This is a genomic window from Nocardia mikamii NBRC 108933, from assembly GCF_001613505.1.
Taxonomy (GTDB): domain Bacteria; phylum Actinomycetota; class Actinomycetes; order Mycobacteriales; family Mycobacteriaceae; genus Nocardia; species Nocardia mikamii.
This window is the reverse complement of the sequence record NZ_BDCM01000017.1, coordinates 94,954-115,890: the sequence shown is the minus strand read 5'-3', so window position 1 is coordinate 115,890 and position 20,937 is coordinate 94,954. Positions and strand designations below refer to the sequence as shown.

Here is a 20,937-nt window from a genome sequence, read left to right as displayed (position 1 = left end):
GTCACTCCTTGCGCAATGAGATCACCGACGTGCGGCGGTGTTCGTCGACGACGACGCCGTGTGACCCAAGGCACACCATACCATGTATATGGTATGTCCAAATATGGCGGTTGATCCAATGTGGGCAGCGTCGACTCCGAGATTCGGTCGGTCTTCGACCCTCTGCTCGAGTGCTGGAACGCGGGGCATTGACCCTTCCAATAATTTGGTCGTACCATATAACAGTTACGGCGATATGGAGGTAGGCAACGTGGCTGGTGTGTGGTTCGACGAGTTGTCGGTGGGGCAGAGGTTCGAGCATGCGATTCGGCGCACGGTCACCGAGACGGACAACGTGTTGTTCACGGCGATGACGCACAATCCGGCGCTGCTGCACCTCGACGAGGAGTACATGCAGGGGACGCAGTTCGGTCAGCGGATCGTGAACAGCGCGTTCACGCTGGGGCTGATGGTCGGGATCTCGGTCGGCGACACCACGCTGGGGACGGCGGTCGCCAATCTGGGCTGGGACGAGGTGCGCTTTCCCAAGCCGGTATTCCACGGCGACACCCTGCACGTGGTGACGGAAGTCCTGGAACTGCGCGACTCCAAGTCGCGACCGGATCAGGGAATCGTCGTGTTCTTGCATCAAGCGTTCAACCAGCGCGACGAACTGGTCGCTTCGTGTAAGCGATCGGGTCTGCAACGGAGGAAGCCGCAGTGAACGCGCCGATCCGATCGTTCCTGTTCGTCCCCGGCGACAGCGAGCGAAAGATGGGCAAGATCGCCGATTCGCCGGCCGATGCGGTGATTTTGGACCTCGAAGACGCCGTCAGCGCGAGCCGGAAACCGATGGCCCGGCAGCTGGTCGCGGAATTCCTCAGCGCCGAATCCGGCTCCGCACACGGGCCGCAACTATGGGTGCGGATGAATCCGCTCGGAACCGAGCATGCGCTGGCGGATCTGGCCGCGGTCGTCGCCGCGGGGCCTGCCGGGATCATGATTCCGAAGATCGACGGACCCGCCGACGTCGTACGCGTCCATCACTACCTCGAGGTGCTCGAGTGCGCCCACGGACTTCCGGCGGGCAGTATCCGGCTGCTGCCGGTGGCCACCGAGACGGCCCGCGCGCCGTTCCGGCTGGGCGATTTCGCCGACGCCGGGATCGCGCGGTTGTACGGATTGACTTGGGGTGCAGAGGATTTGAGCGCGGCGTTGGGCGCCTCCACGAATCTCGAGCCGACCGGGGAGTGGGCGGTCACCTATCGAATCGTGCGTTCGCTGGCGTTGATGGCCGCGCGGGCGGCCGATGTCGAGGCCGTCGAGACGCTGTATGTGGACATCCGCGACACCCAGGGGCTCGCGGAATCGTGCCGTCGCGCCCGCGCCGAAGGATTCAGTGGCAGGATCGCGATCCATCCGGGCCAGGTCGACGCCATGAATGCCGCGTTCACTCCGACGAGCGACGAGGTGAACCACGCCCGGCGGGTCGTGGACGCGTTCGCCGAGGATGTGGGGACCGTTGCGCTGGACGGAAAGATGCTCGATCTGCCGCATCTGAAGCAGGCCGAGCGAGTGCTCGCTCTGGCGGGCCACACCCGAGAATCCTGAGCCCGGTCGGTCGCCGGCGGCATGTCCTCCGCCCCACCGCTGCCGCCGTTTCACCGTCTTGCCGGCAGCGAACATGCGAGCCGATCACACCGCGGCAGCGGACCCCGGTGTGATCGGCATCATCATGCGTTCCATGGCTGGGCGCGGAGCGCCGCTGTGACCGTTTTGCCTATTTCTTCGATTGCATACCTGCGCTGTGCAGCGAAAACAGTCCTTCATTCGAGACCTTCATTATGACAAATGCTTGCGCTATTCGGTCCAACCATTCTAACCTTTGGACGAAGCGCGGGACATACCGATAGAGGATGGACACCATGACGAGCGAGCGGAATCTCGGCCGATACACCCAGGCGCAGATCGAGGAGTTCTACGCGACCGGGCAGTGGGCCGACGTCAACTTCACCGAGTTGCTGCGCTCACGCGCCGAGGCGAATCCGGACAAGGTGTTCATCACCGACGGCACATACGCCCTCACCTTCGCCGAGCTCTACGACACCTCGCAGCGCCTGGCGCTGGGCCTGCGCCGCCGGGGTGTCCGCACGGGCGACCGTGTGGCGGTTCAACTTCCGAACTGGGCCGCCTTCGTGCTGGTCGCGGCGGCGCTCGCGCGGATCGGTGCGGTGATGGTGCCGATCATGCCGATCTACCGCAAGGACGAGGTGTCGCATGTGGTGTCGGACGCCTCGATCCGGATGGCGATCGCACCGGCGCAGTTCAAAGGGTTCGACTATCTGTCGATGTTCGAGGAGATCCGCAAGGATTCCGACACCCTCGAGTCGATCGTCGCCGTGCGCGCCCCCGAGGACGCGCGCGACGCGCTGGCCGAACGCGGAATCACGGTGCTCGAGGACCTGATCGCCGCTGATGATTGCGCGAGCGTCGACGCGGCCCTCGATCTGCGCGTGCACCCGGACGATCCGTTCCTCATCGTCTACACCTCGGGCACGACCTCGCGCCCGAAAGGCTGCTTGCACACCTTCAACACCTACGCCTCCGGCGCGCGCGCCCTGTGTGTGGCGTTCGGGCACACCGAGGCGGATGTGCAGTTCGGGCCCTCACCGATCACTCACACGACCGGTCTGGTGACCAGTGTGCTGATCCCACTGGTCGCGGGTGCGTCCTCGCACCTGATGGCGGAGTGGAATCCGGAACGGGGCCTGGCCGAGATCGAGAAGTTCGGCTGCACAGCGGCGGTCACCGCGACCACTTTCCTGCAGACCCTGGTCGCGGCAGCCGAGGAACACCCGGAGTTCGACCTGTCGTCGCTGCGGGTGTGGGTATGCGCCGGTTCGCCGATCCCGGCGGCGGTCGTCGAGAACGCCAAGGCCAAGCTGCCGAGTACGAATGTGCTCTCGCTGTACGGTCGCAGCGAGAACCTGTCGACGACGACGTGCCGCATCAATGGAGATCCGCAGCGGGCCATCACCTCCGACGGCACCGCGCTGCCCGGCTCGGAGGTTCGCATCGTCGGTCCCGACGGGAACGAGCTGCCGCGCGGAGCCGAGGGTGATATCGCCTATCGCGGTCCGGAACACATGATCGAGTACCTCAATCGCCCGGAGGAGACAGCTGAGCTGTTCACTCCCGACGGGTTCTCGCGTTCCGGCGATCTCGGGGTGATGGACGAACAAGGCTATGTGCGAGTTACCGGCCGTACCAAGGACATCGTGATTCGCGGCGGCATGAACATCAGTGTCCGCGAGGTCGAGGACAAGCTGGCCGACCACCCCGATCTGCTCGCGCTCGCCGTGGTGGGGATGCCGGATGAGAAGCTGGGTGAGAAGGTGTGTTGCTATGTGGTCACCAAGGAAGGGCACACCCCGCCGACCGTCGAGCAGTTGCGCACCTATCTCACCGATCGTGGCGTCGCCATTCAGAAGACGCCCGAACGGGTCATCGCCATCGACGAGCTGCCGATGACCGCGACCGGAAAGATCCAGAAGCACCTGCTGCGGATGCGGGTCGCCGCCGAGCTGAACCAGCCGACAGCCGCGGGTGCCCGTTGAGTTCGGCCTGCACGCCCGAATTTTTGATCAGTGGCGCTGAGGCGCTGGTGCGTGTGCGGCCGATCGGTCTGTCGCCGGACTGCGCGGAATTGGCGGTCGAGTCGGGTCCCTGGTTGCGGGATCCGGCTGCCGGTGTCAGCCGTGCCGCGCTCGCGGTGCCGCTCGATGATGTCACGGGATACATCGTCGCGGCGGCATCGGCGTGGGATAAATGGCCCGTGAGCCTCGGGATCCGGCTCGACCTGCTCGCTGATCCGCCGATGGACGGATCGCTGCTCGCGGTGACGGGTGAATTGATCGGTAGTGACGATCGCGGCGGGACGACCCGTGGCATGGTGACCGACGCGGCCGGAACGGTCATCGCGTTGATCACCCAACGCTCGCACCTGCTTTCGGTCGACGGACCGCCCACCGCCCCCGCCGTGAAGTTCGATGCTCCCGTGGACGGTGTATCCATCCGCAATTCTCTGGGCGTTCGTGAAAGTGCTTGCGGCGTGGTGGAATTGCCCGCGTCGGCTTTCGCTGCCAACGGCATCGGCAATGTGCACGGCGGAATCCTGCTCTGCGGAGCGGAATTCGCCGCCATGTCGGCGCTCGAAGCCGACGGAAGTCTGCGGACCACAAGCATCGATATGGTCTTCGTCCGGCCGGGCGACGCGAATGACACCACGACCTTCCGTGCCGAAGTAGTCCACCGCGGTCGCTCTCTCGCGGTGGTTCGAGTGGTCGCCGTGAACGCGTCGGGCAAGACATGCGCCGAGGCGACCGTGACCGTACAGCGGGAGATCTTATGAAAGCGATCGTGATGTCGGACTTCGGCGGTCCTGAGCAGTTGGTGTTCGGTGATGTCGACGAGCCGACCGCCCGCAATGGTTGGGTCACAGTCGAATTGCGTGCGAGCGCGCTCAACTGGCACGACGTGCTGGTACGTCGCGGGCAGTATCGTTCGCCGCTGCCACACACTCCTGGAGCGGACGGCGCCGGCGTACGCACTGACACCGGCGAGGAGGTGGTCATCCTCCCCTCGCTGTTCTGGGGCGATCGCCACGACGCACCCGCGGCCGATTTCGAGATCCTGGGCGACCACGTGCCGGGAACCTATGCCGAACGGGTCTGCGTCCCCGAGCAATGCCTGGCCCCCAAACCGACAGGCTACTCCTGGGAAGAGGCAGCTGCGCTACCGCTCGTGGGCGTGACGTCCTACCGTGCCCTGGTGACCCGGGCCGGCCTGAGCGCCGGGGAATCGCTGCTCATCATCGGCGCCGGAGGCGGAGTCGCGACGATGGCATTGTCGCTGGCGACGGCCCTCGGCGCCCAGACATTCGTGACGGCATCGTCGGAGGAGAAGCTGGCCCGAGCCCGCAACAGCGGCGCCGCCGGCGGGGTTCTGCATACCGGCGACGACTGGCCGAAAGAGGCAAAAGCGCTGTCCCCGGACGGAAATGGGTTCGACGTCATCCTCGACCCGGTCGGCCTGTGGGACAGGTCGGTCGAAGCCCTTCGGCCCGGCGGGCGTGTGGTGGTTCTCGGCGCCAACGTCGCCGAACACGTGACCATGGACGTCCGCCGCTTCTTCTTCGGCCAATACAGCCTCCTCGGCACGACCATGGGCGGCCCGGGCGATTTCCGCGGTCTGCTGAACCTCGTCTCCACCGGCGCCGTGTCCGCGCCGACCATTGCCGCCACCTATTCGCTGGACGACGCCGCACAGGCCCATCGTCATCTGGAGGCGGGCGACGCAATCGGCAAAATCGTGCTGGTTCCATAGAGGCAACCGCGTGGTGAGTTACTGGCGGCGGTCGGCACCTCGGCCGGCCAGCGGGCGCACGGCCCGAGCAATGCGCCGCGGTTCTGGCGCTGCTTTGCGGGCGAACTTGTCGGACCGGTATCGCCGAATCAATCGTGCAAACCTCGCCGACTTTTGAGGCTTCCGGGCTGTTGCAAAATACGGGCGGGTTTCTGCCATGACTTGGAGCACAGGTACAGCCGGCCAGCAGACGCAATATCGCGTCCCAAGGAAGGTCGTTTGGTGTCCCGCTGTGACGTCACTATCGAGCCTTCGGCGCATTTTGCAACAGCCCGCTTCCCGCATTCTTCGTGGAAGTTTGCAAGAAAAGTTTGTGCAGCGCGTGAGCTGGCCCATGGAATCGCGTTCCGACAACCCGACCCCCGCTATCCGAGACCACACCGGGCGAGGTTCACCATCGGCCATTGCAACGGCGGCTCCGACGCCAGAGCCCTCACGGCCCGGGGCCGCTGTGTCCCCCAAGGCGTTTCGGTGCTCGATTTCCTTGGGGGAGTGCGCCGCTCATCGGGAAGATTGAGCACAAGACGAACGGAGTAGTTCAGGCACAGCGGATCACGACACTGTGGTTCGCACGCGAGCAACACCCGTGACAACCACCCGCTCATCGGATTTCGCGTGCAGAGACAGCGTCGCGACGCCAGTTGCCGCATCGATCGAATCGACCTGACCTCCGAGGTCGATCGTTTCTCCGATGCGCAAGGGGGAGGCGAACCGCACGGAGTACGAGATCAGGTGCTCGATGTGAACCAGGTCGGAAACCCAGGCGGCGAGCATGCCGGCCTGCATCTGGCCCATCGAGATGACTCCGGGCAGGCCGGCTCGGATCGCGTAGTCGGGGTCGTGGTGCAGCGGGTTGAAATCCCCACCGGCGCCGGCGAATCGGACGATATCCGTCTGGGTGATCGGGCCGATGCGGCGGGATTCCAGTTGCGCGCCCGGTAGCAGGGTGACGGGGGTGCGGGTCATCATGCGCCTCTTTCGATCAGGACTTCGCGTTGGGTGAGCACGCGGTCACCCGCGCTGTCGATCCATTCGGTTTCCAGGGTGACCAGGCGCATCGTGCCGCCGCGTTTGCCCTCCTTCGTGGTGTCGTCGACGACGCGCCGCGTCCCGGTGAGGCGGTCGCCGACGACCGGCGGGCGGATGTAGTGCCATTCAACTGATCCCACCACCACGCGTTCGATCGCGAGTCCGAGGTCGCGGACGAATTGTTGCTGGTTTCGGTGATGGCCGGCGACGACCACATGGGTCGGGGTCGCCGGGAGGTTGGTGAATCCGGCTGCGGTCGCGGCCTCGGTGTCGGTGTGGACCGGATCGAGCGCGTGGGTGGCTGTGGCGAATTCCCTGATCTTCCCGGCTTCCACCTCGAACGACGCGACGTCGAGGACGCTGCCGGCCGGTAGCTGCCGAGCCGTGGGGCTCGTCATGGGGACCTCCTGGATTTTTTGGTCTGACCTATTGTAACGTTGGTCCGTAAACACGTGGAGGTGCAGATGGATCTGAGTGATTCGCCGGACGAGGCGCGATTCCGAACACGCATTCGTGACTGGCTGACCGAGACCCTGCCGAGTTTGCCGTGGCCGGAACCGGCGCGGCTCGAGGACAAGCGCGCGTTCTGGTCGGTGTGGCAGCGCAAGCTTTTCGCCGCCGGCTTCGCCGGTCTGTCGTGGCCGGCCGAGTTCGGCGGCGCGGGCGCCGATGCCAAGACCAAGGCCATCTTCAACGAGGAGATGGACCGCGCGGGGGCGCCGGAGCGGCTGAACATCATCGGTGAGGACTTCGCGGGCCCGACGATCGTCGCCTTCGGCAACGACGAGCAGAAGCGGCGGTACCTGGAGCCGATTCTGACCGGCGACGAGATCTGGTGCCAGCTGTTCTCCGAACCGGAATCCGGATCCGACCTGGCCTCCCTGCGCACCAAGGCGACCAAGGTCGAGGGCGGCTGGAAGATTCAGGGACAGAAGATCTGGACCTCACGCGCGCAGATCGCCGACAACGCGATCCTGCTGGCCCGCACCGGCGGCGGCGATCGGCACCGGGGCATCACGTACTTCCTGCTGCCGATGTCGTCGCCGGGTGTGACGGTGCGCCCGCTCGCGCACATGCTGGGCGAGGCGGAGTTCAACGAGGTGTTCCTCGACGACGTCTTCCTCCCCGACGAGGCGGTGGTCGGTGCGGTCGACGGCGGCTGGAAGGTCGCCATGGGGACGCTGGCGTTCGAGCGCGTCGGCATCGCGACCGGACGAGTCAACACCACGCGCGCGGTCGAGGACCTGATCGCACAGGTCAAGCGGAACTCCGACGACGAGGGCAATCCGCTGAGCGGCAAGTCCGAGATCCGCCACCGCATCGCCGACCTCTACGGCCGCGCGCTGACCCACTATCTGATCGGCCAGCGAGTCATCACCGGCGCCGCGTCCGGACAACCCCCGGGGCCGGTCACCTCGATCGGGAAATTGTTTTTCTGCCCCTTGGTCGAGGACATCGCGGACTTCGGCCTCGAATTGACCGAATTCGGTGGCCAATTCGGCCTGGCCGAGGACGACGAGGACGCGGACGCCGACCAGCAGCGCTGGCTGCGGCTGGCCTATCAGGCACGCGGAACCGCCATCGCCGGCGGATCGACGTTCATCCAACGCAACATCGCTGCCGAGCGTGTGCTCGGAATGCCCCGCGGTTGAGAAAGGCTGCACGATGAGCACCTACGTGTGGAATCCGACACCGGACTACCTCGAGCACGCGAACGTCCTGCGATTGGCGCGTGGGCACGGCATCGATTCGATCGACGAACTGCGGCGGCGATCGACGGCGGATGTGTCCTGGTACTGGGATGCAGCGGTGACCGACCTGGGCATCCCGTTCGCGACACCGTACGACTCGGTTCTCGACCTGTCGAACGGGGTCGAATTCCCGGACTGGTTCGTCGGCGGCACCTTCAACGCGGTCGATGCGTGTATCACCCGCTGGCTCGGTGACAACGCCGACCGGGCGGCGATCGTGCACGAGGCCGAGGACCAGTCGGTCCACACGATCACCTACGGCGAACTCGCCGAACAGGTCGGCCGGGTCGCGACCGGTCTGACCGAGCTGGGCATCGGCGAGGGCGACGCGGTGGCCATCTACCTGCCGATGATCCCCGAGGCCGTGGTCGCCTGCTATGCCGCGGCGGGAATCGGAGCGATCATCGTCCCGCTGTTCTCCGGCTTCGCCGCGCCCGCCATCGCCTCGCGCCTGAACGACGCGCAGGTCAAGGCGGTCTTCGTCGCGGACGGCACGATTCGCCGCGGCCGCAAGGTCGGCATGGCGGACGAGCTCACCAAGGCGCTCGCACAGACGCCGTCGGTGCGTTCGGTCATCACGGTCGAAAATATCGGTGGCACAGTAGATTTCGCCGGTATGGATATCGCGGCCACGGCATGGAGCTCGCTGGTCGGACCCGACGTCGCGCCGTACGAGTTCCGCCCGTTCCCGACCATGCAGACGCTGATGCTCGGCTACACCTCCGGTACGACCGGCAAGCCCAAGGGCGCGGTCCACACGCACGCCGGATTCACGATCAAGGTCGCCACCGAGGTGGCCTACTCCTTCGATATCGACGCGGGCGACACCTTCTGCTGGATCACCGATATGGGCTGGGTGATGGGTCCGCTGGCGGCCTTCGGCACCCACGCCAACGGCGCGACGCTGCTACTCTACGAGGGTTCCCCCGATGTACCAGACACCTGCCGGCTGTGGGATCTCGTGCAGCGCCACCACATCACAATGCTCGGCGTCTCGCCGACCCTGATCCGTGCGCTCAAGTCGACACCGCCCGCCGAGATCGCGACACGCGACCTGAGTTCGGTGCATGTTCTCGGATCCACCGGCGAGCCGTGGGATCCCGATTCCTACGACTGGCTCGCCGAGACGGTTTTCGGCGGCCGGGTTCCGGTGATCAACTTCTCCGGCGGCACCGAGGTCGGCGGCTCGTTCCTGGCGCCCTACCCGGTGGAACCGATTCCGAGCTGTTCACTCGGAGGTCCGTCGCTGGGGATGGATGTCGATGTCGTCGACGACACCGGAAAGTCGTTGCGCGGCAGCATCGGTGAGCTCGTCTGCCGGCAACCGTGGCCGGCGATGACGCGCGGCGTGTGGCACGACCGGGAGCGCTATCTCGAGTCCTACTGGTCCACGTTCCCCGGCATCTGGTGCCACGGCGACTACGCCCGCGTGGACGACGACGGCCAGTGGTACATCCTCGGCCGCTCCGACGACGTGATGAACGTCGCGGGCAAGCGGCTGGCACCGGCCGAAGTGGAGTCCGTGCTGACCACCCACCCCGCGGTCGCGGAGGCCGCCGCCGTCGGCATCCCGGACCCGAAGAAGGGCGAATGCGTCTGGGCGTTCTGGGTTCCGCGCAAGGGCGCCGATACCGAAGGGGTGTCCGACGAGCTGCGCACACTCGTCGCCGAAGGTGTGGGGAAACCGTTCGCCCCGGCGAAGGTGTGGACGGTGGAGGCCCTGCCGAAGACCCGCTCCGCCAAGATCCTGCGGCGCGCGGTGCGTGCCGCGGCCATCGGCACCGACCCCGGCGACCTCTCGAGCGCCGAGAATCCCGAGGCCGTGACCGCCATACGAGATGTCGTGCATCGCACGAGGACCAACTGAGGAGCAAGCGATGCATTGGGAACTGTCCGAGGAACAGGAACTGTTCGCCGCATCCCTGCGCGAGTGGCTCACGGCGAAATTCCCGACCGAGGCCGTGCGGAAACTGCAGGCCGGCGAGGATCCGGATCGGTTCACCGAAGCTCTGATCAAAGAGGGCTGGTGGGGTGTCGGCTACCCCGAGGAAGTCTCGGGACAGGGTGGCGGGGTCCTCGAGTTGGCCTTAACCGCAAGGGAATTCGGCCGCGCGGCGGTGCCCGACTCGCGGTGGCTGGCGGCCGCCCTCGTCGCGCCGTCGCTCACCCGGCAGGAACTGGGCGACCAGCTCGCCGGCGCGAAGCGATTCACCCTGGCAATCAGTGCCGACCGTGTACCGGCCTTCGAGCCGCTGGTCGCGCAGGGCGGGAGGCTCACCGGGACCGTCCGCCACGTCGTCGGCGCCCGCGGGACAGATGTGTTCGTTGTACCGGTGACAGGACCGGAAGGGCTCGGCTTAGCGCGTGTTTCGGCCGCCAGTGCCGTTATCGGAGAAGACCGTCTGCTCGACCGTTCGCGCGACGCGGCCACCGTCGAGTTCACCGGCGCACCGATCCTCGACACCGTTCCCGCGGACGAGGCGTCGCTGTCGCGGATCACGACGCTGGCCGGGGTGCTGGTGGCCGCCGATGCGCTGGGCAGCGCCGAGCGCATGCTCGAACTCGCCGTCGAATACAGCAAGCAGCGCAAGCAATTCGGGCAGTTCATCGGCTCGTTCCAGGCGGTCAAGCATGCGGCGGCGCAGATGCTGGTAACGGTGGAGGCGTCGTACTCGACAGCGCTGTACGCCGCGGCCGCGCTCGACGCGGGAATCGACGACGCCGCGACCATCGCCGCGGTCGCCAAGGCTCAGGTGACCGGGACGGTGGCCGACCTCGCGGAATCGGCACTCACCGTGCACGGCGCGATCGGATACACCTGGGAACACGATCTGCACCTGTTCTACAAGCGCGCCAAACTCGACCGCACGCTGTTCGGCCCGCCGCTGGTCTGGAACGAGCGCATCGCGGCGGCGCTGCTGGACGAGCCGGTCCGGCAGGGCTGACACTTGCAATTTTTGGTCAGTCCATTGGTATAGTTGGCTTAATTGATGGATGGAGTACGGGCGTGGATTTCCAACTGACAGAGGATCAGGTCACGATTCGCGACGCGGTCGCCGAACTGGCGGCCAAGTTCGACGACCAGTACTGGCAGGAGAAGGACGAGAAGCACGAATTCCCGACGGAGTTCTACAACGCGTTCGCCCAGGGCGGCTGGCTGGGGATCACCACGCCCGAGGAGTACGGCGGACATGGATACGGCATCACCGAGGCCTCGATTCTGCTGGAACAGGTGGCCGCCTCCGGTGCCGGGATGAACGGCGCCAGTTCGATGCACCTGTCGATCTTCGGTATGCATCCGGTGATCGTGCACGGCAGCGAAGAGCTCAAGCAGCGCACGCTGCCACGCATCGTGAGCGGCGATCTGCACGTGTGCTTCGGTGTGACCGAACCGGGCGCCGGCCTCGACACCACGAAGATCACCACCTTCGCCCGGCGCGAGGGCGACAAATACATCGTCAACGGGCGCAAGGTCTGGATTTCCAAGGCGGTGGAGTCGGAGAAGATTCTGCTGCTGACCCGCACCCAGAAGTTCGAGGATTCGCCGCGCAAAACCGACGGCATGACGCTGTTTCTCACCGATCTCGATCGCGACCGGGTGGACATCCGGCCCATCAAGAAGATGGGCCGCAATGCGGTGACCTCCAACGAGCTGTTCATCGACAATCTCGAGATTCCCGTCGAGGACCGGGTCGGCGAAGAGGGTAAAGGTTTCACCTACATCCTCGACGGGCTCAATCCCGAACGGATGCTGGTCGCGGCCGAAGCGCTGGGAATCGGGCGGGCCGCGCTGCGCGCCGGTGTGCGCTACGGCAACGACCGTGAGGTGTTCGGCCGCCAGATCGGCAAGAACCAGGGCATCCAGTTCCCCCTCGCCGACTCGCTCGCCCGCCTCGACGCGGCGGAACTGATGCTGCGCAAAGCCACCTGGCTCTACGACAACGGCAAATCGTGCGGCCGCGAGGCCAACACCGCCAAATACCTGTGCGCCGACGCGGGTTTCGAAGCGGCCGACCGTGCCCTGCAGACCCACGGCGGCATGGGCTACTCCGAAGAGTACAACGTGGCCCGCTACTTCCGCGAAGCGCGTCTGACCCGCATCGCACCCATCAGTCAGGAGATGATCCTGAACTTCCTGGGTTCCCACGTGCTCGGCCTCCCGAGGAGCTACTGATGACCGACCAGCCAGTCGAAACCCCCACCGCCGCACCCGGTATCGAGGTGTTCGGCCTCGACGGCCGTACCGCTCTGGTGACCGGCGCGGGCGGTGGTGTGGGAGCAGCCGTCGCCGAGGCATTCGCCGTGGCGGGAGCCTCGGTCCTGGTGACCGATATCAACAAGGACGCGGCCGCCGCGGTGAGCGAGCGCATCACGAAGGCCGGCGGCGCCGCGGAGCCGTTCACGCTGGATGTCTGCGATGGTGACAACGCCCGCGACGCGGTCGCCGCAGCTGCCCGCCTCGGCAACGGAAAGCTCAACATCCTGGTGAACAACGCCGGGGTGATCGCACCCGCGATGTTCCCCAAGATGGACGAGGACCGCTTCCGCAAGGTGCTCGACACTCACCTCATGGGTAGCTATCACTGCAGCCACGCGGCGCTGGATTACCTCGCCCAGGACGGAACCGGCCGCATCATCAACGTGACCTCCGCCGCGGGATTGACCGGAACGATCGGGCAGGCGAACTACGGCGCCGCCAAGGCCGCCATCGTCGGGCTCACCAAATCACTGGCCCGCGAGCTGGCCAAGCAGTCGATCACCGTGAACGCGGTGGCGCCGCTCGCGGCGACCGCGATGACCGAGAACATCCGCAGCAATGAGAAACTCGCCGCGAAGACACTGGCGCGAATTCCCCTGGGCCGCTGGGCCTATCCCGACGAGATCGCGCCCACCTTCGTATTCCTGGCCTCGAGAGCGGCCGGCTACATCACCGGCCAGGTGCTGCCGGTCGACGGCGGAACGGTGATCTGAGATGAGTGCACGAGTATCCGGTCCGTTCGCGACGTCGGGGCGCGAGGTTGTCATCGCCGAGGCGGTACGCACCCCGATCGGCAAATCGCATCCGGAGAAGGGATGGTTCCGCGATATCCATCCCAATGCGATGTTGGCGTCCTGCTATCAGGACCTGATCGGACGCACCGGCCTGGACCCGGCGGCGGTGGAGGATCTGGTCATCGGGTGCACGGCCCCGTTCGGTGAGCAGTCCCGCAATATCGGCCGCAATGCGTGGCTGCAGGCCGGCTATCCGGCCGAGGTTTCGGCGACCACACTGGATCGTCGCTGCGGATCCGCGCAGACCGCCGTGAATTTCGCCGCGGCCCTGGTGTCTTCGGGCGTGCACGACATCGTGATCGCGGGCGGCGTCGAGCATATGGGACATGTGCCGATGAATTCGCCCGCCAAGATCAGCGAACTCTACGGTGACCCCTGGCCTGCCGCGCTGCGCGAGCGCTACGACTTCGTCACCCAGGGCGAGAGTGCGGAACTGATCGCCGAACGCTGGGACATCTCGCGCACCGAGATGGACGAATTCGCGGTACGGTCGCACGCTCTGGCCACCGAGGCCATCGCCGCCGGCCGATTCGACCACGAGATGGTGAGGCTGGAACTCGACGGTGAGATCCGCACCGGCGACCAGACCGTCCGGCCGGGAACCTCGCTCGAGACGCTGGGCACGCTGAAACCGGTCTTCCGCAGCGAGAACGGCCGGATCACCGCCGGCACCTCGAGTCCCATCTGCGACAGTGCGGCGGCGGTGCTGCTGTGCACGCGCGAGGCCGCGCAGCGGCACGGCTTGCGTGTCCGCGCGCGGATCGCGGACCAGACCACCGTCGGGGTGGATCCGATCATCATGCTGACCGGCCCGATCCCGGCGACGCACAAACTGCTGGAGCGCAACGGCCTGACGGTCGCCGATATCGATCTGTTCGAAGTGAACGAGGCGTTCTCCTCCGTCGTGCTCGCCTGGCAGCGGGAGTTGAAGCCCGATATGGACCGTGTCAACGTCAACGGCGGCGCGATCGCGCTGGGACATGCGGTGGGCGCCACCGGATCTCGGTTGATCGCGACCATTCTCGCGGAGATGGAACGCCGCGACAGCCGGCTCGGCCTGGTGACCATGTGCTGCGGCGGCGGGCTGGGCACCGGAACGCTCATCGAGCGGGAGAACTGATGGTCGACTTCGGCGGGCTGCTGCGGCGGGATATGGGGGTGTGGTGGAGCCAGGCCGCGGCCGAGCCACGCCCGCTCGTCGATCAGCTGCTCGCCCAGGCTCCCGAACTCGGGCCGCTGCGCCTGTTTACCGGATTGAGCTGGAACGACCAACTGGCACAAGCGATCTCGCCGACCGACACGATGGTCTCCTACGGTGGCTTGGGCGCGTTGCGTGAGCTCGGCGCCACCGACCAGCTCGAGGTCGTGCCGTGTCACTATTCGGCACTGCCCCGGATGTTCGCCGAGCACCGGCTGCCGTGCGATGCCGGACTGGTGCAGGTATCACCGCCGGACCGCGACGGCATGTGCTCGCTGGGTATCGGCGTCGACTACATGGCCGACGCGATCGGCCATACGCCGCTGCTGTTCGCGGAGATCAACAAGCAGATGCCCGCCGTGCCCGGTTCACCACGAATCCCGTTGAGCCGCTTCGCGGCCACATGTGAGACCGACCGTCCGCTGCAGCAGGAGGCACGCCGTCCCGCCGGCGAGGCCGACCGCGTCATCGCGGCACATATCGCCGGATTGGTCGACGACGGCGACACCCTTCAGGTGGGCATCGGTTCCCTCGGGGCGGCCGTCTTCGACGCGCTGGCCGGTCACCGCGATCTCGGCGTGCACACCGGCATGATCACCGACGGAGTGCTGACGCTCATCGACAAGGGCGTGATCACCGGCGGGCGCAAGCCGATCGATACCGGATTGTCGGTAGCCGGAACCGCTTTGGGCTCGGCCGACATGTACGCGCGGATCGCCGAACTGCCCGCCCGGTTCCGGCCGACCAGCTATACCCATGCGCCGCAGGTGCTGTCGCAGCTCGACGCGCTCGTCGCGGTCAACTTCGCGATCGAAGTGGACCTGACCGGGCAGGTCGGCGCGGAGATGAGCCGCGGCACCTATCTGGGCGCGGTGGGCGGCCAGGTCGACTTCGCCCGCGCCGCCGCGCTGACCGGGAAACGATCGATCATCGCGCTGCGCTCGACCATGCGCGGACGCTCGTCGATCAAATTCGCTCTCGACGAAGGTGTGGTCACCACCGCGCGCGCCGACGTCGACTGCGTCGTCACCGAGCACGGTGTCGCCCATCTGCGCGGGCAACCGCTGGCGGAGCGCCGACGCCGCTTGATCAATATCGCCGCTCCGGAGTTTCGCGACGAACTCGCGAGCGCGGCGCGCCTGGCGTCCTGAGGTCATCGAACAACTGTGATCGAACGTCTGTCATCGAAAGGAATCGACACCCATGAGCAATCGCGTAGCGCTCGTCACCGGCGGCGCCCAGGGAATCGGCGAGGGTATCTCGCGCAAACTCGGCGAGGCCGGCTTCCGCGTCGCCGTCGCCGATCTCAATCACGAAGTGGCACAGCAGACCGCGAAGGAAATCGTTTCCGCCGGCGGCCAGGCGATCGCGGTGCCGATCGACGTCACCGACACCGATTCGGTGAAGGCCGCGGTGCAGCAGGTCACCGACAATTTCGGACCGGTCGAGATCGCCGTCAACAACGCCGGCTGGGACGACTTCATGAAGTTCCTCGACACCGACGAAGCGTTCTGGGACAAGATCCTCGACATCAACTTCAAGGGTGCGCTGCGCGTCAACCACACCGTGGTTCCGGGTATGATCGAGCGCGGCTTCGGCCGGGTGATCAATATCGGTTCCGACGCGGGCCGGGTCGGGTCGTCGCTCGAGGCCGTGTACTCGGGCGCCAAGGGCGGCATCATCGCCTTCACCAAGACCCTTGCCCGCGAGGTGGCCACGAAGGGCGTCACGGTCAACACCGTGTGCCCCGGGCCGACCGACACCCCGGCATTGCGTAAATTCGCGAACAACTCCGGTCAGGATGCGGACAAGGTGCTGGGCGGTATGACCCGCGCGGTGCCGATGAAGCGGCTGGCGCTGCCCTCGGATATCGCCGCGGCCGTCGCGTTCTTCGCCTCCGACGAGACCGGTTACATCACCGGCCAGACCCTGTCGGTCAGTGGCGGCCTGACCATGGCGTGAGGACCGCGGTGGGCGGTACCACGGGGGAGTGGTCGACAGTCCGTCGTTACGAGGACGTCGACTACTCACGGACCGCGGACGGCATCGCGAAGATCACCATCTGCCGGCCGGGGGTACACAACGCTTTTCGGCCGCAGACCCTGGTGGAGATCTCCGACGCGCTCACCCATGCCCGCGAGGATCCGTCGATCGGAGTCATCGTCCTCACCGGAGAGGGCGACAAGGCATTCTGCTCCGGCGGCGATCAGCGCGTGCGCGGCGATACGGGCTATCTCACCGATCCGGAGAATCCGGGCGCGGTGGGCCGCTTCCACGTGACGGATCTGCAGGTGCAGATTCGCCGGTTGCCGAAACCGGTCGTCGCCATGGTCGCCGGTTACGCCGTCGGTGGTGGGCACGTGTTGCAGATCGTCTGTGATCTGACCATCGCCGCCGACAATGCGCGTCTCGGTCAGGTCGGGCCGAAGGTCGGCTCGTTCGACGGCGGATTCGGCGCCGGACTGCTGGCCGATATGGTCGGTGTGCGTAAGGCCAAGGAGATCTGGTTTCTCTGCCGTCAGTACGACGCCGCGCAGGCGCTGGAGATGGGCCTGGTCAACACCGTCGTGCCCCTCGCCGACCTGGAGTCGGAGACGCTCGCGTGGTGCCGGCGGATGATGGAACTGTCACCGATGGCGTTGCGGCTGATGAAGGCGAGTTTCCACGCTGCCGAGGACGGCCTGGCCGGAATTCAGCAGCTCGCACACGACACCAATCTGCTGTTCTACGCCACCGAGGAGGCGAAGGAAGGCCGGGAGGCGTTCAAAGCCAAGCGGCGGCCGGAGTTCGATCGGTTTCCGCGCCGGGCCTGACAGAGCGAGAGGATCACCGAGATGACGACGTTCGGGGTCAATGCCTTCGGCGTCGGCCGCGGACCACAGCGGTTCGCGACCATGACCGAATTGGCGCGCGAGGCGGAGGACATCGGTTGTACGGCGGTGTGGACAAGTGAGCTGTACAGCCGCTCGGCCACCGTGCCGATGGCCGCGCTCGCCGCCGGCACCAGCACCATCCGCATCGGTTCGAATATCGCCTACGGGGTGGGCCGCAGCCCGCTGATGTGGGCGGCCGAAGCGCGGGACCTCGACGAATTGTCCGGTGGCCGAATCATTCTCGGCATCGGCAACGGAACGCCGACAATGATGGAGGCTTGGCACGGTGTCTCCGGTGAAGCGCCGGCCGCCCGGATGGCCGAACTGCTCACCGTGCTGAAGGCGCTGTGGCGCCTGCACGAGGGCCCGGTCCATCACGACGGGCGCTTCTACCACGTGCACATTGCCCCCACCTCGGAGGTGCCGGAACCGATCCGGCCGGGGATCCCGATCTGGATCGCGGGGGTGAACAAGCTGATGCTGCGGACGGCCGGCGAGCTCGCCGACGGGCTCGTCGGCCATCCGATGTACACCGCCGAGTACGTCCGCGGCCCGGTCGCGGACGAAATCGCCACCGGCGCGGCGTTATCGGGCCGCGATCCGGCCGAGGTCACCATCATGGGTATCCGGATGTGCGCGATCAACGACGATGTCGAGCTGGCCCGGCGGCAAGCGGCGTACGCGATCGGCCAATACGCGGCATCGCGGGTCTACGATCGCCTCTTCGCGCTGCACGGCTGGAGCGCCGCGCAACAGCGGATTCGCGAGGCGGCCCGCGACCGCGACAGCGAGGCGCTGATCAGCGCTGTCACCGACGACATGATCGACACCATCGCCATCGCCTGCCGCCCGGCCGAGTTCCCGGCGGCGCTGGCGGCGATTCCGGACGGCTTCGATCACCTCGACTTGATCGCGCCCCCGTGGGGACTCAGCGATCACGAAACCCGGGCGATCAATGCCGAGATACTGGCCGGCCTGCGCACCCATCTCGCACACGGTAGCGGTGTGACGCGGGGGCCTCAGGCTTCGCGCAGCTCGATCTCGGTGCGTTCCTCGACCTGAACGACGGCCTCGGCGTACCCGTGGACGTGCTTACTCATCCGCCGCGTCGCCACCGCCGGGTCGCCGGCGCGGATGGCGTCGGTGATCGTCTTGTGCGCCTTGTAGGTGGTTTTGCGCACCTCGTCGTCGACGAACGCGGTGTTCTCCGTCGAGCTGTAGATGGCGTTCGCCAGCGCGGTCATGAACCCGGTCAGCAGTTCGTTGTGGCTGGCGACCGCGACCGCGAGGTGCCAGTCGACGTTGGCCCGCAGGAATTCCTCGAGCGGGATGTCGAGATCGCCCAGCTTGGCGTTCGCGGCGTCGAGCGCGGCGATGTCGTCGTCGGTGCGGTACTTCGCCGCCAGGCCGGCGCACGCGGGCTCGATGGTTTCGCGGGTTTCCAGCAGGTCGGACAAGCGCAGCTGCTGCCCGCGGATGAGCAGGCTCACCGACGAGGCCACCGAGGCGCCTCCGGGCTGCTGGACGAACGCGCCGCCGGAGCGGCCGGTCTTGATGACGACAAGCCCTTGCACCTCGAGAATGCGCAGTGCCTCCCGGACGGTGGTCCGGCTCATCTGCGTCTGGGTGACCAACTCGCGCTCGGGCGGCAATGCGGTACCCGACGGGAACTCGCCGCGAAGGATGCGCTCGCGCAGGTCGTTGGCAAGAACGTCGGAGGCCTTGGGGACCTGCATCGGCTGCAACTGAACCGGGTGTCGCGCAACCGTGCTCGACGAGGGCGACTCGGGCATAGTTACCTACCTTCTGTGTATTTGGTCGTACCTAATCTATCAGTAAAGAGTCCTGCCATGCGAGTTTGCGTGGCTGGAAACGGTTAGGTAATTTGGTCGTACCAAAATAATGGTTGACTTGGTGCGGTGTGGTGGATAGCTTCCAATGAAGAGGAAGTCGGCCGCAGCGGTGTCGACGATGTGCTGAATGCGAGGACGACGTGGCAGAGCGGGCGCAGGATGTGGTGACCTGGGAGACGGTCGAACCCGGAATCACGGCGGTGACGCTGCGGCGGCCGCCGGCCAACGCGCTGGGCATTCCGCTGCTGGACGGGATGCACCTCGCCATGGATGCCGCCGAGAAGGCCGGTGACGTCAAGGTCATGGTCATCGGATCCGCGCTGCCCGGATTCTTCGCGGCGGGCGCGGACATCAAACACCTGTCGACGATCGACGCCGAGACGTTCACCGCGTACGGCGATCGGATGCGTGCGGTCAACGATCGCCTCGCCGCCTCACCGTGGCTGTCGGTCGCCGCGGTAGACGGGGTCGCCCTCGGCGGCGGTCTCGAACTCGCGATGGCGTGCACGCTGCGGGTCGCCGGCCCCGGCGGCCGGTTCGGGCTGCCGGAGGTCAAACTCGGGCTGATCCCGGGAGCCGGTGGGACGCAACGACTTCCGCGACTCGTCGGCAGAGGACGAGCGCTGGACATCATGCTGACCGCCCGCCAGGTGGCCGCCGAGGAGGCCTACCGGATCGGCCTGGTCGACCGCCTCACCGATGGCGACGCCACCGCGGCGGCGCTGGACTTCGCGCGCGAACTGCTCGGCCCCTCGCTGCCGGCCCAGCTGTCGGTGGTCCGCACCGTGGACGCGGCCTTCGACCTGCCTCTGGCCGAGGGCGCCCGGTACGAGGTCGAGCAGATCCAGGCGCTGTTCGAGGACGGGGAGGCCGCCGAGGGAATCAGCGCCTTCGTCGGCAAGCGCAAGCCGCAGTTCCGCTGATCGCCCGGCCGCTCACGTTAGGAGTCCAGATGAAAACCCTGGAACACCGTTTCGAAACCCTCCTCGCCGAGGAGGTGAAACCGGGCATCGTCGTGGTCACGCTGAACCGGCCCGATCGCTACAACGCGATGACCAACACCATGTTCGTCGAACTCGAGCAACTGGCCTGGGGCCTCGAAACCGAGGACTCATGCCGCGTGCTCGTGCTCACCGGCGCGGGCAAGGCGTTCTGCTCGGGATACGACCTCGCTGATGCCGACGATCTCCCGAACCTCGGTGCGCTGGGCATGCTGGATCAGCAGGAACGTGCCGCACGCGCACTCACCGCGATTCGTTCCCTGCGGGTCCCAGTCATCGCCGCGGTGAACGGTCCGGCCGCCGGTGGTGGTCTGGCGTTGGCGCTCGCCGCAGATATCCGCCTGGCCGGCGCCGCGGCCAAATTCAACGCCGCATTCGTTCGCATCGGGCTCTCCGCCGGTGATCTGGGCACATCCTGGCTGCTGACCCGATTGATCGGACCCGCGAAGACCAGCGAAATCTGTTTCACCGGACGGGTTGTCGACGCGACCGAAGCGGGCGAGCTGGGCATGGTGAATTCGGTCAGCGCCGGCGATGTCGTAGCCGATGCGCTCGCCCTCGCCGAACAGATCGTTGCGAACTCGCCGGGCGGTGTGCAGCTGTCCAAACGCGCCCTGCAAGCCAATCTCGAGGTCGGCTCCTATGCCGCGGCGATCGAGCTGGAGAACCGCGGACAGGCGCTGCTGACGCGCAGTCCGGACATGACCGAGGCGCTCAACGCCTTCAAGGACAAGCGCGCGCCCGTTTTCCAGGGCAAATAGCACGGCTGGACACGAC

Annotated in this window: 20 protein-coding genes; 17 read left to right on the top strand and 3 right to left on the bottom strand. The window is 66.4% G+C overall.

Translation table 11 applies throughout. The features are described 5' to 3' along the window. Positions 1 to 250: 250 nt before the first annotated feature. The 5 genes from NMI01S_RS27465 (at position 251) to NMI01S_RS27445 (ending at position 5,364) form a co-directional block, all read left to right on the top strand. A complete protein-coding gene (locus NMI01S_RS27465; RefSeq protein ID WP_063001721.1) occupies positions 251 to 703 on the top strand; it encodes a MaoC family dehydratase in 453 nt (150 codons plus the stop codon). Beyond that, on the top strand, positions 700 to 1,590 hold the full coding sequence (locus tag NMI01S_RS27460) for an HpcH/HpaI aldolase/citrate lyase family protein (protein ID WP_084513334.1): 891 nt from the start codon (positions 700 to 702) through the stop codon (positions 1,588 to 1,590). The genes NMI01S_RS27465 and NMI01S_RS27460 overlap by 4 nt, the downstream gene beginning before the upstream one ends. A 314-nt stretch (positions 1,591 to 1,904) precedes the next feature. Further along, a complete protein-coding gene (locus NMI01S_RS27455; protein WP_063001720.1) occupies positions 1,905 to 3,596 on the top strand; it encodes an AMP-binding protein in 1,692 nt (563 codons plus the stop codon). Positions 3,597 to 3,856: 260 nt separating this feature from the next. After that, a complete protein-coding gene (locus NMI01S_RS27450) occupies positions 3,857 to 4,390 on the top strand; it encodes a PaaI family thioesterase (RefSeq protein WP_369689935.1) in 534 nt (177 codons plus the stop codon). Further along, the gene (locus tag NMI01S_RS27445) at positions 4,387 to 5,364 is read left to right on the top strand and encodes a quinone oxidoreductase family protein (RefSeq protein ID WP_063001609.1); all 978 of its coding nucleotides are present in this window, start codon (positions 4,387 to 4,389) and stop codon (positions 5,362 to 5,364) included. Before NMI01S_RS27450 ends, NMI01S_RS27445 begins: the two co-directional genes overlap by 4 nt. Positions 5,365 to 5,955: 591 nt before the next feature. Here the strand turns inward: NMI01S_RS27445 and NMI01S_RS27440 are convergent. Continuing rightward, entirely contained in the window at positions 5,956 to 6,369 is a 414-nt protein-coding gene (locus tag NMI01S_RS27440) for a MaoC/PaaZ C-terminal domain-containing protein (RefSeq protein WP_063001608.1), read from the bottom strand. Continuing rightward, positions 6,369 to 6,830 carry an FAS1-like dehydratase domain-containing protein gene (locus NMI01S_RS27435; protein ID WP_063001607.1) on the bottom strand — a complete coding sequence of 154 codons (462 nt, stop codon included), beginning with the start codon at positions 6,828 to 6,830 and terminating at the stop codon, positions 6,369 to 6,371. The genes NMI01S_RS27440 and NMI01S_RS27435 overlap by 1 nt, the downstream gene beginning before the upstream one ends. A gap of 66 nt (positions 6,831 to 6,896) precedes the next feature. Between NMI01S_RS27435 and NMI01S_RS27430 the strand changes: the two genes are divergently transcribed. The 10 genes from NMI01S_RS27430 to NMI01S_RS27385 all read left to right on the top strand — a co-directional run bounded on the left by NMI01S_RS27430 (position 6,897) and on the right by NMI01S_RS27385 (position 18,368). Continuing rightward, positions 6,897 to 8,084 (top strand): acyl-CoA dehydrogenase family protein, encoded by a 1,188-nt coding sequence (locus NMI01S_RS27430; RefSeq protein WP_063001719.1) that lies wholly within the window; start codon positions 6,897 to 6,899, stop codon positions 8,082 to 8,084. Between the two features lie 13 nt (positions 8,085 to 8,097). Further along, entirely contained in the window at positions 8,098 to 10,050 is a 1,953-nt protein-coding gene (locus NMI01S_RS27425; RefSeq protein ID WP_063001606.1) for an AMP-binding protein, read from the top strand. 10 nt (positions 10,051 to 10,060) lie between these two features. After that, positions 10,061 to 11,128 carry an acyl-CoA dehydrogenase family protein gene (locus NMI01S_RS27420; RefSeq protein ID WP_063001605.1) on the top strand — a complete coding sequence of 356 codons (1,068 nt, stop codon included), beginning with the start codon at positions 10,061 to 10,063 and terminating at the stop codon, positions 11,126 to 11,128. 62 nt (positions 11,129 to 11,190) lie between these two features. Next, positions 11,191 to 12,357, top strand: coding sequence for an acyl-CoA dehydrogenase family protein (locus NMI01S_RS27415; protein ID WP_063001604.1), 1,167 nt, complete (start codon positions 11,191 to 11,193; stop codon positions 12,355 to 12,357). Then, positions 12,357 to 13,154: an SDR family NAD(P)-dependent oxidoreductase gene (locus tag NMI01S_RS27410; RefSeq protein WP_063001603.1), complete on the top strand. Its 798-nt coding sequence runs from the start codon at positions 12,357 to 12,359 to the stop codon at positions 13,152 to 13,154. Before NMI01S_RS27415 ends, NMI01S_RS27410 begins: the two co-directional genes overlap by 1 nt. A gap of 1 nt (position 13,155) precedes the next feature. Further along, positions 13,156 to 14,355, top strand: coding sequence for a thiolase family protein (locus tag NMI01S_RS27405; protein ID WP_063001602.1), 1,200 nt, complete (start codon positions 13,156 to 13,158; stop codon positions 14,353 to 14,355). Then, positions 14,355 to 15,584, top strand: a complete 1,230-nt coding sequence (locus tag NMI01S_RS27400) for an acetyl-CoA hydrolase/transferase family protein (protein ID WP_063001601.1) — start codon at positions 14,355 to 14,357, stop codon at positions 15,582 to 15,584. The genes NMI01S_RS27405 and NMI01S_RS27400 overlap by 1 nt, the downstream gene beginning before the upstream one ends. Positions 15,585 to 15,636: 52 nt before the next feature. Further along, entirely contained in the window at positions 15,637 to 16,395 is a 759-nt protein-coding gene (locus NMI01S_RS27395; protein ID WP_063001600.1) for an SDR family NAD(P)-dependent oxidoreductase, read from the top strand. Between the two features lie 8 nt (positions 16,396 to 16,403). After that, positions 16,404 to 17,246: a 1,4-dihydroxy-2-naphthoyl-CoA synthase gene (menB, locus tag NMI01S_RS27390; RefSeq protein WP_063001718.1), complete on the top strand. Its 843-nt coding sequence runs from the start codon at positions 16,404 to 16,406 to the stop codon at positions 17,244 to 17,246. Between the two features lie 21 nt (positions 17,247 to 17,267). Continuing rightward, entirely contained in the window at positions 17,268 to 18,368 is a 1,101-nt protein-coding gene (locus NMI01S_RS27385; RefSeq protein WP_063001599.1) for an LLM class flavin-dependent oxidoreductase, read from the top strand. On the opposite strand, the gene NMI01S_RS27380 is transcribed toward NMI01S_RS27385, so the two are convergent. Then, positions 18,326 to 19,042 (bottom strand): FadR/GntR family transcriptional regulator, encoded by a 717-nt coding sequence (locus NMI01S_RS27380; RefSeq protein ID WP_063001598.1) that lies wholly within the window; start codon positions 19,040 to 19,042, stop codon positions 18,326 to 18,328. The genes NMI01S_RS27385 and NMI01S_RS27380 overlap by 43 nt on opposite strands. A gap of 257 nt (positions 19,043 to 19,299) precedes the next feature. On the opposite strand from NMI01S_RS27380, the gene NMI01S_RS27375 reads away from it, so the two are divergent. Next, positions 19,300 to 20,082, top strand: a complete 783-nt coding sequence (locus NMI01S_RS27375) for an enoyl-CoA hydratase/isomerase family protein (RefSeq protein ID WP_063001597.1) — start codon at positions 19,300 to 19,302, stop codon at positions 20,080 to 20,082. Positions 20,083 to 20,111: 29 nt separating this feature from the next. Beyond that, positions 20,112 to 20,921 carry an enoyl-CoA hydratase/isomerase family protein gene (locus NMI01S_RS27370; protein WP_063001596.1) on the top strand — a complete coding sequence of 270 codons (810 nt, stop codon included), beginning with the start codon at positions 20,112 to 20,114 and terminating at the stop codon, positions 20,919 to 20,921. Positions 20,922 to 20,937: the final 16 nt, after the last annotated feature.

Coding starts and splice junctions, on each gene's coding strand:
- NMI01S_RS27455 (WP_063001720.1), top strand. CDS start 1,905: ATGACGAGCGAGCGGAATCTCGGCCGATACACCCAGGCGCAGATCGAG.
- NMI01S_RS27440 (WP_063001608.1), bottom strand. CDS start 6,369: ATGACCCGCACCCCCGTCACCCTGCTACCGGGCGCGCAACTGGAATCC.
- NMI01S_RS27405 (WP_063001602.1), top strand. CDS start 13,156: ATGAGTGCACGAGTATCCGGTCCGTTCGCGACGTCGGGGCGCGAGGTT.
- NMI01S_RS27410 (WP_063001603.1), top strand. CDS start 12,357: ATGACCGACCAGCCAGTCGAAACCCCCACCGCCGCACCCGGTATCGAG.
- NMI01S_RS27425 (WP_063001606.1), top strand. CDS start 8,098: ATGAGCACCTACGTGTGGAATCCGACACCGGACTACCTCGAGCACGCG.
- NMI01S_RS27430 (WP_063001719.1), top strand. CDS start 6,897: ATGGATCTGAGTGATTCGCCGGACGAGGCGCGATTCCGAACACGCATT.
- NMI01S_RS27370 (WP_063001596.1), top strand. CDS start 20,112: ATGAAAACCCTGGAACACCGTTTCGAAACCCTCCTCGCCGAGGAGGTG.
- NMI01S_RS27445 (WP_063001609.1), top strand. CDS start 4,387: ATGAAAGCGATCGTGATGTCGGACTTCGGCGGTCCTGAGCAGTTGGTG.
- NMI01S_RS27395 (WP_063001600.1), top strand. CDS start 15,637: ATGAGCAATCGCGTAGCGCTCGTCACCGGCGGCGCCCAGGGAATCGGC.
- NMI01S_RS27380 (WP_063001598.1), bottom strand. CDS start 19,042: ATGCAGGTCCCCAAGGCCTCCGACGTTCTTGCCAACGACCTGCGCGAG.
- NMI01S_RS27385 (WP_063001599.1), top strand. CDS start 17,268: ATGACGACGTTCGGGGTCAATGCCTTCGGCGTCGGCCGCGGACCACAG.
- NMI01S_RS27450 (WP_369689935.1), top strand. CDS start 3,857: ATGGACGGATCGCTGCTCGCGGTGACGGGTGAATTGATCGGTAGTGAC.
- NMI01S_RS27435 (WP_063001607.1), bottom strand. CDS start 6,830: ATGACGAGCCCCACGGCTCGGCAGCTACCGGCCGGCAGCGTCCTCGAC.
- NMI01S_RS27420 (WP_063001605.1), top strand. CDS start 10,061: ATGCATTGGGAACTGTCCGAGGAACAGGAACTGTTCGCCGCATCCCTG.
- NMI01S_RS27400 (WP_063001601.1), top strand. CDS start 14,355: ATGGTCGACTTCGGCGGGCTGCTGCGGCGGGATATGGGGGTGTGGTGG.